General features: G+C 34.2%; 14 protein-coding genes. 7 read left to right on the forward strand and 7 right to left on the reverse strand.

From position 1 onward, the window contains the following. From DTUR_RS08390 to DTUR_RS08400, 3 genes are read left to right on the forward strand one after another with little or no spacing between them, the layout of a single operon-like run. Positions 1-1,674 carry a helicase HerA domain-containing protein gene (locus DTUR_RS08390; RefSeq protein ID WP_012583972.1) on the forward strand — a complete coding sequence of 558 codons (1,674 nt, stop codon included), beginning with the start codon at positions 1-3 and terminating at the stop codon, positions 1,672-1,674. Positions 1,675-1,676: 2 nt separating this feature from the next. Further along, positions 1,677-2,855 (forward strand): metallophosphoesterase family protein, encoded by a 1,179-nt coding sequence (locus DTUR_RS08395; protein WP_012583973.1) that lies wholly within the window; start codon positions 1,677-1,679, stop codon positions 2,853-2,855. Then, positions 2,852-5,788, forward strand: a complete 2,937-nt coding sequence (locus DTUR_RS08400; RefSeq protein WP_012583974.1) for an AAA family ATPase — start codon at positions 2,852-2,854, stop codon at positions 5,786-5,788. The genes DTUR_RS08395 and DTUR_RS08400 overlap by 4 nt, the downstream gene beginning before the upstream one ends. Here the strand turns inward: DTUR_RS08400 and galU are convergent. Beyond that, complete coding sequence (gene galU, locus DTUR_RS08405) at positions 5,766-6,629, reverse strand: UTP--glucose-1-phosphate uridylyltransferase GalU (RefSeq protein ID WP_012583975.1); 864 nt, start codon at positions 6,627-6,629, stop codon at positions 5,766-5,768. The two genes, DTUR_RS08400 and galU, sit on opposite strands and share 23 nt — an antisense overlap. A gap of 12 nt (positions 6,630-6,641) precedes the next feature. Beyond that, on the reverse strand, positions 6,642-6,995 hold the full coding sequence (locus DTUR_RS08410; RefSeq protein WP_012583976.1) for a cupin domain-containing protein: 354 nt from the start codon (positions 6,993-6,995) through the stop codon (positions 6,642-6,644). Between the two features lie 239 nt (positions 6,996-7,234). Here DTUR_RS08410 and nifV point away from each other — a divergent pair, with 239 nt between their 5' ends. The 4 genes from nifV to DTUR_RS08430 are packed head-to-tail and all read left to right on the forward strand — an operon-like array spanning position 7,235 to position 11,313. Next, on the forward strand, positions 7,235-8,383 hold the full coding sequence (gene nifV, locus DTUR_RS08415; RefSeq protein ID WP_012583977.1) for a homocitrate synthase: 1,149 nt from the start codon (positions 7,235-7,237) through the stop codon (positions 8,381-8,383). Positions 8,384-8,390: 7 nt separating this feature from the next. After that, positions 8,391-9,647, forward strand: a complete 1,257-nt coding sequence (locus DTUR_RS08420) for a 3-isopropylmalate dehydratase large subunit (protein ID WP_012583978.1) — start codon at positions 8,391-8,393, stop codon at positions 9,645-9,647. Between the two features lie 13 nt (positions 9,648-9,660). Continuing rightward, a complete protein-coding gene (locus DTUR_RS08425; RefSeq protein WP_012583979.1) occupies positions 9,661-10,161 on the forward strand; it encodes a 3-isopropylmalate dehydratase small subunit in 501 nt (166 codons plus the stop codon). After that, positions 10,162-11,313: an iron-containing alcohol dehydrogenase family protein gene (locus tag DTUR_RS08430; protein WP_012583980.1), complete on the forward strand. Its 1,152-nt coding sequence runs from the start codon at positions 10,162-10,164 to the stop codon at positions 11,311-11,313. It abuts the gene before it with no gap. Positions 11,314-11,315: 2 nt separating this feature from the next. On the opposite strand, the gene DTUR_RS08435 is transcribed toward DTUR_RS08430, so the two are convergent. Genes DTUR_RS08435 through DTUR_RS08455 form a run of 5 tightly spaced genes read right to left on the reverse strand, consistent with a single transcriptional unit; the run spans position 11,316 to position 15,954 of the window. Continuing rightward, positions 11,316-11,990: an acyltransferase gene (locus DTUR_RS08435; protein ID WP_012583981.1), complete on the reverse strand. Its 675-nt coding sequence runs from the start codon at positions 11,988-11,990 to the stop codon at positions 11,316-11,318. A gap of 16 nt (positions 11,991-12,006) precedes the next feature. Beyond that, a complete protein-coding gene (locus tag DTUR_RS08440; protein ID WP_012583982.1) occupies positions 12,007-12,873 on the reverse strand; it encodes a methylenetetrahydrofolate reductase in 867 nt (288 codons plus the stop codon). After that, positions 12,870-13,475 carry a methylenetetrahydrofolate reductase C-terminal domain-containing protein gene (locus tag DTUR_RS08445; RefSeq protein WP_012583983.1) on the reverse strand — a complete coding sequence of 202 codons (606 nt, stop codon included), beginning with the start codon at positions 13,473-13,475 and terminating at the stop codon, positions 12,870-12,872. The genes DTUR_RS08440 and DTUR_RS08445 overlap by 4 nt, the downstream gene beginning before the upstream one ends. Further along, on the reverse strand, positions 13,465-14,310 hold the full coding sequence (locus DTUR_RS08450; RefSeq protein WP_012583984.1) for a bifunctional 5,10-methylenetetrahydrofolate dehydrogenase/5,10-methenyltetrahydrofolate cyclohydrolase: 846 nt from the start codon (positions 14,308-14,310) through the stop codon (positions 13,465-13,467). The genes DTUR_RS08445 and DTUR_RS08450 overlap by 11 nt, the downstream gene beginning before the upstream one ends. Positions 14,311-14,319: 9 nt before the next feature. Next, positions 14,320-15,954, reverse strand: a complete 1,635-nt coding sequence (locus tag DTUR_RS08455) for a formate--tetrahydrofolate ligase (protein WP_012583985.1) — start codon at positions 15,952-15,954, stop codon at positions 14,320-14,322. Positions 15,955-15,966 lie beyond the last annotated feature (12 nt).

Genomic DNA, 15,966 nt, shown 5'->3' on the forward strand with positions numbered 1-15,966 from the left:
ATGGAATTAAAATGCGTGGGATATTTAGTAGGAGAAAGTTTTTGTGATAGCTTTCAATTTATTACTAATGAAGAGTTAGCCCCCAAAAGGCTTGAATATGTAATAATAAAGGGAATTGCGTCCTCAGACGAAGAAGTAGAAGTGTTAGCTCAAGTGGAAAGTTTAAAAGCATTCTCTGATGTACTTTCGGAAGATCAGGAATATGATGCCACTACAAAACTTTTGGAGTTAAACTATAAAATCCCCCTAAAATTAATAGCCTCTGCAAGAGTTCTTGGATACTTAGATAAAGATGGTAACATTCTCCTTCCAAGATCAGTATCCCTTCCTGGATCTCCTGTATACCTTGCTCCTGATGAGCTTCTTCAAAAATTTTTTACCCATAATAAAAAAACAGCCATTGAGATAGGAACTCTTTTATATAGACCCAATGTTAAAGTCACCCTTGATCCCAATGGACTTAGAAGACACCTCGCTATAATAGCTCAAACAGGAGCTGGAAAATCATACCTTACAGGACTACTTTTGGAAAAACTTGTAAAATTAGGGGCAACTATACTGGTCTTTGATCCCAATAGCGATTATGTACTCTTAAGAAGAAAAAGAAATAATTTAAGAGAATTTTCATCTATTGCTCATAATGTAACCATATACCGAATACCCAAGGTGCAAGGAAGATTTAGCGATGATATGATAGGTGGAGTTGAGCCTTACTCTATAAGATTTAGCGAATTGGAAAATGAGCAAATAGCAGAAATTCTTGGAATATCAGAATACAGCAATATAAGAGATGCAGTTGAAAGAGCTATTGAAGAATTGCGAAGTTCAAAAATAGATTTTACTCCCAATGAGTTGTATGAAAAACTCGAAAATATGGCAGGAATAGAAGAAAAAGAGGAAGAAGAAATTTCTAATTTTGAGGACTACGAAAAAAGACTTCTAAAAGAAATGGAAAAAAAGAATAAGAAAAAATATCCCGAAGAAACCACAATTGGAGCAAGGAAGGCATTAAAATATGTAAAGTGGATAAAAGATTATCCTATCTGGGGATTTAAAGATATTTCTCCTGAAAAAATATTGAAACCTGCTCATATCTCGGTAATAGATCTTGCAGGAATAGAAAAGAACCTTCAAGATCTCGTAGTTAGCAAACTATTAAACGACATATGGACAAAAGCAAAATCTGAAGGACTTCCTTATCCCCTCTTTATAGTGCTTGAAGAAGCCCATAATTTAGTACCTAAGGAAAAAGGGGAAAAATTAAAAAGTTCAAGGATAATAAACTCCATTGCAGCAGAAGGTAGAAAATTCAAAGTATTCCTTATTGTGGTTACCCAAAGACCTTATAAAATAAGTAGCAATACCCTTTCCCAATGTGGAAGCCAAATAATTATGAGACTGACTAATCCTACAGACCAAACCGCAGTAAAAGAAGCATCCGAAGCTCTCTCGGAAAACTTATTCCACGATCTTCCCGGCCTAAACATAGGTGAAGCCATAATTCTTGGAAGACTAACTAAAATTCCCGTAATGGTAAAAATAGGAGAAAGAGAAACTGCAGAAGGCGGTTTTGATATTGACTTAGATGAAGAGTTTCAAAAAGCCTTAAACCACGTGGATAGTATCATAGAAAATGACATAGAGATCCTCCCTGATTTTGGGAGTGAGATATAAGAATGGTAAAAATCGTAATTACTGCTGACAATCACTTAGGTAAATATTATAAGAAATTATTACCAGAAAAATTACAAGAGAGAAGAAAAAGACTGAGAGATGCCTTTGAAGAGGTAGTAAATTTTGCCATAGAAGAAAAGGTAGATATATTCGTTCAGGCAGGAGATCTATTCGACTCTCCAAATCCAAGAAATCAAGATCTAACTTTTGTGGCCCGAGAATTTTCCAAGATGACAAAAAACCACATAAAAATATATGCCATTGGAGGAAACCATGATGCTCCCAACATGTTAGAATCCGATTCTTACCCTATAAGAATCTTTGAGGAGGCAGGATTAATAAAAACCTTCTCCTCCCAATCTACAATAAATTATGAAATCTTTGAAAAAGATGGATTAAATATACTCATTTCTGGACTTTCTCATGATCCCAGAAGAAAGGGAAGAATAGATCCTATAGAAAAGGCTATAATTCCTTCTGATTTTCCAAAAGAGAATAATTTAATTAAATTGTTAATTCTCCACTATTCCTTTGAAAAATTTGCTCATCCCAAAGCTCAAGAGCCGCAAGTCTCTATTGGAACTTTAGATCTTTTACCTTTTGATATTTATATCATAGGACATCTACATGAACAAAATACCTATCGCTTTGCTAATAAACATGTAATAATTCCTGGAAGCACAGAAAGATTTGAGTTTGGGGAAGAAAATCTCACTCCTGGATTTTACCTTCTTACCATTGAAAACAAAAAGATTAATTACGAGCATATAAAGGTAAAAGCTCAACCCATGAGAAATATGGAGATCAGGTTAACGGAAATAATTTCGGAAAATCCTACAAATTCCATAATAGAAAGAATAATAAATAATTCTCACAAAGATCTACTTTTAAAATGCAAGCTTATAGGTGAGATATCCTTATCTTTATACCGTTCTATTAACTTTAATAAAATTCTTGAAGCAGGAATAAACTCCAATTTTCTATTTGATCTTGATACCCAAAATCTAAGGATAAAAGGCGAAGAGATCCACACTCTTCCCGCTCCTGAAACCAGTGTTGACAAGAACCTTGAAATGATTACAAAAAAATATATGGAAGAAAGCCCCGAAGATAAGGATATAATAATAGAAGCTTTAAACTGGTTAAAAGAAGAGTTAAAAAATAGAGAGATAATGCTATGATAAAATTAGTGAGCCTTAAACTCAGCAATTTTAAACAATACCAAAATGCCCGAATAGAATTCCCAGAGCAAGGCAAAATACTTATTAAGGGCAAAAATGAAGCGGGAAAAAGTACTATATTTGAAGCCATAGCTTTTGCCCTATTTGGTAAACCAGTATATGTAGGCTCTAAGCCTAATTTAATAAGATTTAATGCAGAAAAAGCCCAAATTGAACTCGTAGTAAAAACAGAGGACAAAATCCTAACCATAAGAAGAGTCCTCTCAAAAAATGCCTCTCAAAATGCAGAACTTCACATAAAGAAAAATGACAGCTCTACCCCCATTATCATAACCGGAGTTAAGAACGTAGATCCCAGAATTATAAAAGAAATAGGAATAGATCAGGATATATTCATAAATACGTGTTTTATAGGACAAAAAAGATTAGAAACCTTAGAAAATCTAACAGCCCAAGAAAGACAAGAAATTATATCTAAACTTTTTAACTTAGACTACTTTGTAAACCTTATAGGAAAAGCAAAAGACATAAAGAAAGAATTTACCAATCAAAAAGAACAATATGAGATTATTAAAAAAGCAGGAGAGGCAAAAAGAGACCTCCCTGAAATCAAAAAGAAAATAGAGGAAGTAGAAGAGCAATTAAATAAGATTAGAAAAATAGAGCTTTCCCACGAAATTATGAAAAAGGAAAAACTTTTAAAGACATTAATAGAAGAAATTACTAAGTTAGAAGAAGAAATTGAGAAGGTAAGAAAAGACGTAGCGTTATTAGAAAGGTATAAAGAGGAAGAAAAACTTATAAATGAGATAAGAAGTATGGAAGAAAAAATTAACATTTTGGAAAAACAAAAAAACCAAACCTTAGAAAAGATCCAAGAATTAGAGGGAAAAATAAAAGAGGAAGAAAAAATAAAAGAGAGAATAGACTTCTTAAACAAGGGAATAAAAATAAAGAGTAGAGTCGAAGAGCTTACAAGGATTTTGAGTGAGGAAAAACTAAAAATCTCAAAAACTGAAGAGACAATTCCAAATCTTTTAGAAAAAGTAGAAAATTATAAAGAAATAGTAAAAAAAATAAATACCGAAAAAATCCTTTTAAACAAACTCTCCTACTTGGAGGAGAGCCTTCAAAAACTTGAAATAAGAAAAAGAAACCTTGAAAAAAGAGAAGAAAAATTAAGAAATGCATTAAACGAAATAAATAAAGTAAAAGAAAACCTAAAAATCCATCAAAAAGCCTTAGATTATAAAGAAAAGGAAGAGAAGGTCCTTTTCCTAGAGAAATCCCTCTCAAAGATTAAAAATAGTTTAATTCTTTCCTTTATTTCAACCCTTCTTTTTCTACTTTTATCTTTTTTGTTAAATCAACTTTTCCTTATTCCTTCAATTATCCTTATAACTACGACTATTTTTATTTATAAAAATTATTCCCAAATAAATAGCAATCTCAGCAAAGAGTTAACTATAACAGAGTTTATAAAAAGAGATATACCTGAACATCTCATAAAAAAGGGTAAAGAAGAATTGAGAAAAGAACTCATTGAAATTGAAAAAAGAAGTGAAATCAAAAAAAACAAAGCTGAAAGAGTAATAGAAGCGATAAAAACCCAAATTTCAAACATAGATCCCTCCTCTCTAATAGAAGAAAAAGCAAAAATAAATAAAGAAATTTCCGACATAAATCTTCTAAAGGATGAGGCTCAAAGGCTAATCTTTGATCTTTCCTCAAGGCTTAAATGTGACAACCACATCACTGCAATAGAGGAGAAAATATTGAAAGTGCAAGAAGTTTTAGAAAAGAAAAGAAGAGAAATCGACGACAGAGAAAAAGAGATAGAATATCTTAAAAAGGAAGATCCAATTCCAGATAGAGAGCTCTCCAACTTAATCTCTGAAAAAGGTTCTTTGGAAAACGAGCTAAGAAACATAGATCACTATAAGAAAGAATTAGATAAACAAAAGATCCTTCTTTTGAACCTTGAAAAGAATATTAAAGAAGAGAAAGAAAAAATTGAGTTTTTATCTAAAAAAATACCATCCACAGACAATGAATATGTAAAAAGGCTAAAAGAGATTATAAAAGATTTAGAAGAGAGAAAAGTAAAAGAGAATTATGAAAATATTTTATCCCAGCTTAGTAATAAAAGGGGACAAAAAAGCTCTGTAGAAGAAGAGTATAAAAAACTTATAGAAGAGTTCAAAAGTAATTTTCAGGAAGAAACTTGGGAAATTTACTCCTCTACTGATGTGGATCCAAAGGAAAAAGAAGTATTAATAAATCAAAAAGAAGAGCTCATTAAAATTCTCGGAGAAAAAGAAGCTATACTGAAAGAATATGAAAAGAGAACAGGCAAAAAAGTAGAAGATTTAATTCCCGAAAAAATAGAGGAAGATTACAAAAACTTGGAAAAGAATATCCAAAAAATGGAATATGCCATTAAGATTGCTGAAAGTACAAGAGAGAGCATCCTAAAATCAATCCTTCCAAGAACCATGGCTTTTATGCAAAAAATTCTACCTATATTAACCTCAGATAGATATCATTATGCTGAAATTGATGAGAGTTATAAGTTGAGAGTATACACCAGCGATACAAAAGACCCTTTAGAAAAAAATATATTCAGCGGTGGAACCCAAGATCAGCTTTCTTTAGCCTTAAGACTTGCTTTTGCTATGGCAACTCTTCCTCAAGATAAAGGAGTACAACCTAAATTTATTTTCTTAGATGAACCCTTAGGTTCCTTTGACGAAGATAGAGCAAGAGGTCTTCTCTACCTTCTAACTCAAGGCGAAGTGGCAGAGTTCTTTGATCAAATATTTGTAGTAACCCATGTTCCCATAGAAGAAGAACTTTTTGATGAAATCTACTATGTAAATAACGGACAAATTATTAAAATTGACAAAAACTCTAATCTAACCTTAGACTTTTGAGATATTCCCTAAATTGTTCTCCAAGCCCTTCTCTTTTAAGGGCAAGTTCTACAGAAGCTATCAAAAAACCAAGTTTACTTCCCGTATCATATCTTTTCCCTTTAAACTCATAAGCATATATAGCTTCCTTTTCCAATAACAACTTTAGACCATCAGTAAGCTGTATCTCTCCTCCTCTTCCTGGCTTAACCTTTTCTAACATGTAAAATATTCCTGGAGTTAATATATACCTTCCTACAATAGCAAGATCCGATGGTGCTTCTTCTATTAATGGCTTCTCAACAAGATCGGTAACCTGATAAATTCCATCATCAATCTCTTTTCCTGCTATTACCCCATAATTCTTAACCTCTTCTCTTGGAACTTTTTCTACTGCTATGACGGAACATTTATACCTTTCATATATCTCTATCATCTGCTTTATACAAGGTACATCGCTCACAATAAGATCATCACTTAATATTACAGCAAAAGGTTCATTCTTAACAAGCTCCTTAGTAACCAAGACTGCATGGCCAAGACCAAGAGGCTCTTTCTGCCTAATATAGTAAACGGTAGCAAGCTCTGAAATCTCTCTTACTTGTTTCAATAAGTCCAGTTCTCCTTTTTTCTGCAAAAAATACTCCAATTCAAAGGATATATCAAAATGATCTTCAATTGCTCTTTTATTTCTCCCTGTAACAATAATTATCTCGTCAATTCCAGAGTTAACAGCTTCTTCTACAGCATACTGAATTATTGGTTTATCTACTACAGGAAGCATTTCCTTAGGCTGAGCTTTTGTAGCTGGAAGAAACCTTGTACCAAGGCCCGCTGCAGGAAAAATAGCCTTTTTTATCATATACTTATCCCCCTATTCCTCTGGAATTTTTACAATAATAATATTTAAGGATCCTTCTTCCACTATAAGCTGATGAGGAGTATTAGCGGAAATAAGAAGAACATCTCCACTTTGCATCTCCACATTTTCAGGATTCAAGATATTACACCCTCTAATTTCATAAGGTTCAATTTCTTTTCCTCCTTCATATTTATCACTTAATAAAACTTTCGCTTTTCCAGAATATATGATGTATATATCGTTTACCTTTTTATGTACCTCTGTATCGCTCTTAAAGGGGGCTTGAAATTTTAAAAATCTAATTAAAAAATTTCCCTTTTTAAAATCTTCTAATTTCTCATCCCTTACTGAGAATTTGCAATACATATAATAACCTCCTAAAAAATTAAGAAGTCTTAATTATTTTATCCTCTAAAGGTCATTTAAGCAACTTTAAGAATTAACATTACTTTAAATATTTACTCCCTTCTTTTTTAAGCAATTATATGCTAAAATTTATAATGTAACTAAAAAATACTAAAAATGCGAAGGCGCTTTGGAAGTCATTCCTAAGCGCCTTTTTAGTTTTATAGACAAAATTTACATTAACTGGGAGGCGCAAAGTTATGAAAAATACTGAGATAAAAATTGTAGACACCACATTAAGAGATGGTGAGCAAACTGCTGGTGTAGTATTCTCAAAAGCTGAAAAACTTCAGATTGCAAGAATGCTTGATGAGATAGGAGTACATCAGATTGAGGCGGGAATTCCGGTGATGGGAGGAGACGAGGAAGAAGCAATAAAAGCTATAGTCAAAGCAGGATTAAAGGCAAGTATTATGGGATGGAATAGAGCTGTAATAAGTGATATTGAGGCATCTTTAAGATGTGGTGTAGATGCGGTGGCTATTTCTATTTCCACATCAGATATTCATATTAAATATAAGCTTAAGAAAACCAGAGAGTGGGTCTTAGAAAGTATGGTAAAAGCAACAGAATTTGCAAAAAAACACGGAGTTTACATATCAGTAAATGCCGAGGATGCTTCCAGAACTGATATGGACTTCCTATTACAGTTTGCAAAAGCTGCAAAAGAAGCGGGAGCAGATCGTCTAAGATATTGTGACACTGTAGGAATAATGGAACCCTTCACCATGTACGAGGTGATAAAGACCATCATTGAAAAAGTAGGAATACCTGTGGAAATGCACACCCATAATGATTTTGGAATGGCTACTGCTAATGCTCTTGCAGGGGTGAGAGCAGGTGCAACCTATGTGGGGGTAACTGTAAATGGACTTGGAGAAAGAGCAGGAAATGCTGCATTAGAAGAAGTAGTTATGGCACTTAAATATATCTATAACATTGATGTGGGCATCAAAACCTATAAACTCAGAGAGCTTAGCGAATATGTAGCAAAAGCCTCTCAAAGGGAGCTCCCTGTAAATAAAGCAATTGTAGGTAAAAATATTTTTGCCCATGAATCAGGAATCCATGCTGATGGTGTAATTAAATATCCAAAAACCTACGAGGTTTTCTCTCCTGAAGAAGTGGGAGGAGAGAGACAGATAGTTATTGGAAAACATTCAGGAACCCATGCTCTTATAAGAAAATTCCAAGAGTATGGTATTACCCTTTCGGAAGAAGATGCCCAAGAATTACTTAAGAAAGTAAGAGCCCTTGCAGTAGAGCTTAAAAGACCATTATTTGATAAAGAGTTAATGTATCTCTATCAAGATTATCTGAAAGAGAAGGCTGAAAAAGAAGGAGTGTAAGAAAAAGATGGGAAAAACAATAGCTGAAAAGATCTTTTCAGCTCATGTGGGAAGAGATGTGAAAGCTGGAGATTTAGTTATTGCAAAGCTCGATGCCTTAATGGGACAAGATGGGACTTCTCCTCTTGCAATCAAAGTTTTTGAGGAATTAGGAGGAGAGAAGGTTGTAAATGCAGATAGAGTTCTTTTAGTAATGGATCATTCTGTCCCTCCTCCAAATGAAGGTGTAGCAAATCTTCATAAACTAATGAGAGATTTTGCAGAAAAGTATGGTACTCAAATAACAGAGTTTGGAGAAGGAGTATGCCACCAGGTATTTATGGAAAGAGGGCTTGCAACCCCTGGAAGTCTTGTAATTGGTGCCGATTCTCATACTTGTACCTATGGGGTTTTAAATTGTTTTTCCACAGGAGTAGGTTCCAGTGAACTTGCAGCAGCTATGTATACAGGTAAACTGTGGTTTAAAGTTCCAAGTACTGTAAAAATTATTTTAAATGGAAAACTTTCCAAGGGTGTAGTATCTAAGGATGTGATATTATTCCTTGCAGGATATTTCAAGGCTGATGGTTTAACTTACAAAGCCATAGAATTTGATGGAGAAGTAATCAATAACCTTTCTATTGATGGAAGAGCAACCATAACCAATATGGTAGTTGAAATGGGAGCTAAAGCAGGTATTATGCCTTTTGATGAAAAAACCAAGGAATTTTTTAAAAGCATAGGCCTTCCTCAAGAAAAAGGAGTAGAAGCAGATCCTGATGCAGAATACGAAGCAGTTTATGAATTTAACCTTTCTAATTTAGAGCCTCAGGTAGCACTACCACATACTGTAGACAATGTGTATCCTATATCCCAAATAGAGAATATAAAAATACATGAAGCATTTATTGGTACATGTACTAATGGTAGATTAGAAGACTTGAGACTTGCAGCATCAATCCTTAAAGGAAGAAAAGTTGCAAAGAATGTGAAAATGATTGTAACCCCTGCCTCTAAACGAATCTTCATGCAAGCCATGAAGGAAGGACTTGTTGATATATTCTTAGAAGCAGGAGCTATAGTAACAAATCCAGGTTGTGGTCCCTGTGTAGGAACCCATCAAGGTGTACCTGCAGATGGAGAAAACATTATATCCACTGCTAACAGAAACTTCAAAGGGAGAATGGGAAACAATAAAGCCTTTATATATTTAGCTTCTCCTCTTACTGTAGCTGCTTCAGCTGTCTTAGGTAAGATTACTGATCCCAGAGAACTGCTTAGTTAGGAGGATGGCTCTCATGTTAATTAGAGGAAAAGCTCATAAATTTGGAGATGACATAAACACTGATTACATAATTTCAGGAAAGTACAAGTTTAAAAGCTTAGACTTTAACGAGATGTCAAAACATCTTTTTGAAGATTTGGATCCTGATTTTTATAAAAAGATAACTCCAGGAGATATAATCGTAGCTGGTAAAAACTTTGGATGCGGTTCATCCAGAGAACAAGCACCTTTGGTAATTAAGCATGCAGGAATAAGTTTAGTAATAGCCAAAAGCTTTGCAAGAATTTTCTATAGAAACTCCATAAATGTAGGACTGCCCCTTCTTGAAGCTGATACAAATCAGATAGATCAAGGAGATGAATTGGAAGTGGACCTCTTTAATGGTAAAATCTTTAATAAGACAAAAAATGTAGTAATAAATTCAAAAAGTACCTTTCCAGATATAATGGTAAAAATATTACAGGCAGGAGGACTTGTAGAGTATCTGAAAAAAGAGGGAGATTTTAAAATTTAGATGCAGTACTTTAATTTTTATATCCCAGTAAGGATAAAATTTGGAGTAGGACTCTGGGAAAAAATTCCTGAAGAGTCCTACTCCTTAGGGGCTAAAAAGATCTTAATTGTAACAGGAAAGAAACATTTAAAAAGTACAGGAATCCTTGCTAGACTTATAAATATATATAACAATTATCCTATTGATGTTTACATTTTTGACGAAGTGCCCCCTGAGCCTCCTTATTATGTGGTAGACCAAGGAGCAGAAATTGTTAAAACTAAAAATATAGATCTTATAGTAGGTATTGGGGGTGGAAGTGCCCTTGATGTAGCAAAAGCAATTGCAGTTAAAGTAAATTTACCGGGGACTATATGGGACTATGTGGGAGAAAATAGCAATAAAATAACCATGAAAGGAATACCTACTATTCTTGCTCCTACGACAGCAGGAACAGCAAGCGAGGTTACAAGAGTATCTGTCCTAATTAATCCAGAGACAAAGGAAAAGCTAAGTATAAGACATGATTTTTTATATGCAACTCTTGCCATTATAGATCCTTATCTTACTCTCTCCTTGCCCAAGGAAAATACTGCTTATAGTGGTCTTGATGCTTTTATTCATTCTTTAGAATCCTTTCTCTCCATAAATAGCAATATGGTTACAGAACCCCTTGCCCTTACAGCGTTAAGAACCATATATAAATATCTTCCCCGGGTATATAATAACCTTGAAAGAATTGATCTAAGAGAAAAAGTATTGTATGCCAGTACTATTAGTGGAATAGCCTTTACCCAAACAGGACTTGGGGGAATCCACGCTCTTGCTCATCCCATTGGAGCTTATGCAAATATTCCTCACGGACTTGCTTGTGCCATCATAACTATTCCTGTTTTAGAATATAACTTAGAGATACTTACAAAAGAGAAAATCTCAGCCTTAGGAAGAGCATTAGGCGTTTACTCTTTAAGATCAGCAAAAGAAAGAATCTTGAAAAAAATAGCTGAGCTCTTTTCCGTGCTAAATATTAGGCTTGGACTTCACAATTATGGAATTAAATGGCAGGACCTTCCTAATATAGCAAAAGAAGCTCCTAAGACAGGCTCTTATAAGACAAATCCAAGAACCTTGACCTATGAAGTTGTCCTTGAAATATTGAAAAAGGCTTTTTAAATCTATTTTACGTCTGTAATATCTAAATTAGGTTTAAATTTTACAATACTGTTTTCTGGAATAAAACCTCTTACACTGGCATTAGGATAAATTAGCACTCTTTTTCCTATAATAGTTCCTGGATTGAGAACAGAGTTGCATCCTGTTTCACTATCATCCCCAATAATGGCTCCTAATTTCCTAAGTCCAGTATCATATACTTCTTCCTTTACCTTTATCTTCACAGTACCTGAAAGCCCTATTTTTAAATTTGATATCTTAGTACCTGCTCCCAAATTTACATTGTGGCCAAGAATGCTATCTCCTACATAATTAAAATGAGGAGCCTTTGCCCCAGAGAGTAAAACACTATTTTTAACTTCTGTGGTATGCCCCACCACACAATTGTCTCCAATAAAAACATTACCTCTTATATAAGCACCTTGCCTTATTTCACAGTTTTTCCCTATATAAGCAGGACCCTTTATATATACAAAAGGCTCAATCACTGTTCCTTCATCTATAAATACATTTCCCTCTATAAACACTCCACCTTTTATTACTCCTCTAATTTCAGGTCTTGCATATTCCTTTAAAAACTTCTCAAGTTTTCTTAGCACTTCCCAAACTAAATTAACATTTTCAAAAAGTTCTTTCTCAATACCCGACAAATCGAAAAACTCTTCAGGTTCAAACACTTCACTGTGCCTCCCTTCACCATTTTAATAGATCCAACACTTTAATTATATCTGAAGGTCTTGAAGCAAGAAAATGTATACCATCGAGAAGTTTACTCTCTTTCAGCTTAGAACAAAACTCAACACAAAATTCAATACTTAAAGCTTTTATATCCTTAGTGTTTTTAAACATTTCTATGACTCTCTCAGGAATTTTTATACCAGGAACATTATCCATCATATACTCTAACATTTCCAAAGATTTAAAAATAGTAACTCCAGCTATGATTTTTACATCATCTCCAACCCTATCCCTTACCCTCTCCATAAGGGAAAGCTCAAAAAAAAGTTGGGTCTGAAAAAACTCAGCTCCAGCCTTTTTCTTTTTTAATAGTTTTAAGATTTCTATCTCTAAAGGAACAAGATTAGGATTGAATACTGCTCCCAAGAAAAAATCAGGACTCTTATTTAACTTCTTGCCTGAAAAATCCTCTCCTTCTTCTAACTTTTTGGCAATCACTAATATATTGGTAGCATCAAGATCAAATACAGGCTTTGCAGATTTTACTATTCCCGTAGTAGTATAATCACCAGTGAGCACCAACACATTTCTAATCCCAAGAGCATAAGCACTCAAGAGCTCCCCTGATATAGCTACCCTATTTCTATCCCTTGCAGTTATCTGAAAAATAGGCTCAAATCCTTCTCTTAGAAGAAGATAACTTCCCACAAGAGATGTAATTCTTACTCCCACATTTTGAAAATCAGTAACATTAACCGCATCAATTCTATTCTTTAAAAGAAGAGTCTTCTCAATAAAAGAACTAACATCCACCCCTCTTGGTGGACTTACCTCTGCAGTTATAACAAACTTTCCAGACTTCAACTTTTGCTCAAAGTTCATTCTTGAAAAAGGATCTTACTAAAGTCTTTGGGTGGGATAATCTTTAAAAACTCCTCTTCGGTAATTCTCTTATTTTTAAAAAGAATAACCCATGGACATAATCTATTAAATACTTCACACATACCCTCTTCGGAACCCCCACAAGGGCCATTTCTCATTTTTTTAGGGCACAATTTCTCCATACATAAATTTCCAGTATAATATATCCAGCATTCTCCACAAGCAGAACACAATCTTGCAAAGCTTCCAAGACTTCTACCAGGCTCTATCTTCAAAGTGTTTGTAGCTGGAAAAACCTGTTTTTTAACATAATTGGGAATAATCTGAGGAAGGCCTCCACACGTAAAAGTTAAAATTGCCTCTGCTTCATTTACCCCCTTTAAATCCTTAACAATTTTCAAAAACGAACCCACATTACACTCTTCCTTTTTTAAAGTGTACATACCTACCAATTCATAACCCAAAGCACTAATATAATCTAAAACTTGTTGATTCTTCTCTTCCACCTTTGCAAAACCACAATTATCACAAGAAAAGACAAAAACTTTATTACCTTTTACAAAACCTTTAATCTCTTCTATAGGTTTAAACTCAAGCCTCAACTTTTTTCACCGCCTTAAGAAGGTTCATAGCAAGAACTCGAGTGGTTATTACTCCTATACCCCCAGGAACAGGAGTTATATACTCTACTTTATCTTTTACCTCTTCAAAATTTACATCTCCTACAAGCTTTCCATCTACCACATTAGTGCCCACATCAATTATTACTTGTCCTTCTCCTACCATATCCTTACCCACAAAATAAGGTTTTCCAATAGCTACTATGAGAATTTCTGCTTTTTTAGTAAACTCTACTAAATTTTTAGTCTTTGAATGGCATACAGTAATTGTCGCATTCCTATTCAAAAGCAACAAAGAGAGGGGTTTCCCTACCGATATACTTCTTCCTACAACCACCACATTTTTCCCTTCCACAGGAATTTGATAAAAATCTAAAAGCTCAAGAACTGCCTGTGGCGTACAAGGATGAAAAGAGTCCTCTCCCACCAAAAGTCTACCTAAATTTTCATAGGTTACTCCTTCCACATCCTTCTTAGTGGGTAAAAATTGAAAAGCCTTACCTCTTTCAAGCTCTTCAGGAAGAGGTCTTAAAATCAATACTCCATGGATAGCGCTGTCTTCTTCTAATTCCTTCATAATTTTTTTGAAATCTACTAAGGAGATCTCTTCATTAAAATTTTTTCTTTCTATATTAATACCTATTTTTGAAAAAAATTTTTCTATACTCTTTGCGTAAGCTTCTGCCTCAGCATTTTTGCCAACCTTAACTATACATAAAGTAGGAATAACACCTTGTGATTTATAAAATTGAATTTTTTCTTTAATCTCCTTCTCTAATTTCTCAGCAACAGGCTTTCCTTCAAGGATAACCCCCATAAATACCTCCTACAAAAGACCTATTATATTTCCATTTTCATCCAAATCCATATTGTAAGCAGAGGGAACCTTGGGAAGTCCTGGCATGGTCATTATATTACCCGTATAAACTACCAGAAAACCAGCCCCGCCTGAGATTTTCACTCCTTGAACATTTATTACGAAGTCTTCAGGTCTTCCTAAAAGCTTGGGATTGTCCGATAAAGAATATTGAGTTTTTGCCATACAAACTGGTAAGTTTACAAAACCCCAACTTTCAATTCTTTTTAAATCTTCTTTTGCACTCTCAGAAAATATTACTTCCCTTGCCCCATATACTCTCTTACATATTTTGTCTATTTTATCTTTATAGCTTTCATTTAAATCATATAGATAGGAAAATTCATTTTTATCTTCCTCTATAGCTTTAATCACTTCTTGAGCAAGTTGAATTCCACCTAAGCCCCCTTTTTCATAAACTTCCGAAATAGCTACCCTTATGTTTCTATCCCTAAGCTCCGAAAGTACATATTCTATTTCCCTTTCACTATCCTTAGGAAATCTATTTAAAGCTACCACCACAGGTAATTTAAAAACATCTCTTATCACGTCCACATGATGTAAAAGGTTAGGAAGACCCTTTTTTATAGCCTCTATATTTTCTCCTTCAAGATCTTTCTTTATTCCACCATGAAACTTTAATGCCCTTACAGATACCACGATTACTACAGCACTTGGTTTTATATTTCCTAATCTACATTTAATATTAAAAAACTTCTCTGCTCCAAGATCCACACCAAAACCAGCCTCTGTTATCACATAGTCAGAAAGTTTTAGTGCCATCTCGGTAGCAATAAGAGAATTAGCACCATGGGCAATATTAGCAAAAGGACCACCATGCACAAAAGCAGGAGTACCCTCAAGAGTTTGAACCAAATTAGGAGATATAGCATCCTTTAAAACTACACTCATAGATCCTTGAGCTCCTATATCTTTACATAAAACGGGCATACCATTTTTATTAATCCCAATTACAATATTACCTAATCTTTCTTTTAACTCAGAAATATTCCTTGATAGCGATATTATTGCCATAACCTCCGAAGCTGCAGTTATATCAAAACCGTCTTCTCGAGGTATACCATTTGCTCTTCCTCCAAGCCCACTCACAATAAATCTCAATTGTCTATCATTCATGTCTAAACATCTCTTCCAAAAAATCTGCCTTACATCAATGCTCAATTCATTCCCATGATAGATATGATTGTCTATCAAAGCTGATAAAAGATTATGAGCCGAAGTAACAGCATGAATATCTCCCGTAAAGTGAAGATTAATGATGTCCTCAGGAACTACCTTTGCCTTACCCCCTCCCACAGCTCCCCCTTTTATACCAAACACAGGACCCATAGATGGCTCACGAATACATACAAAAGAACGATAAGAAAGTCTTCTAATGGCATCACCTAATCCAATAGTCGTAGTAGTTTTTCCCTCTCCATATGGTGTAGGATTCATGGCACTTACTAGGATTAACTTACCTGAGGGATTATTTTGTATTTCTTTATAATAATTCCATTTAACTTTTCCAACATACCACCCATAAGGGATAAAAAATTCCTCGGGAATTCCTAACTCCAAAACAACCTCCAAAATCCTTTTCAACTTCCTTCCTCC

Source organism: Dictyoglomus turgidum DSM 6724 (assembly GCF_000021645.1).
GTDB classification, from domain to species: Bacteria; Dictyoglomota; Dictyoglomia; order Dictyoglomales; family Dictyoglomaceae; genus Dictyoglomus; species Dictyoglomus turgidum.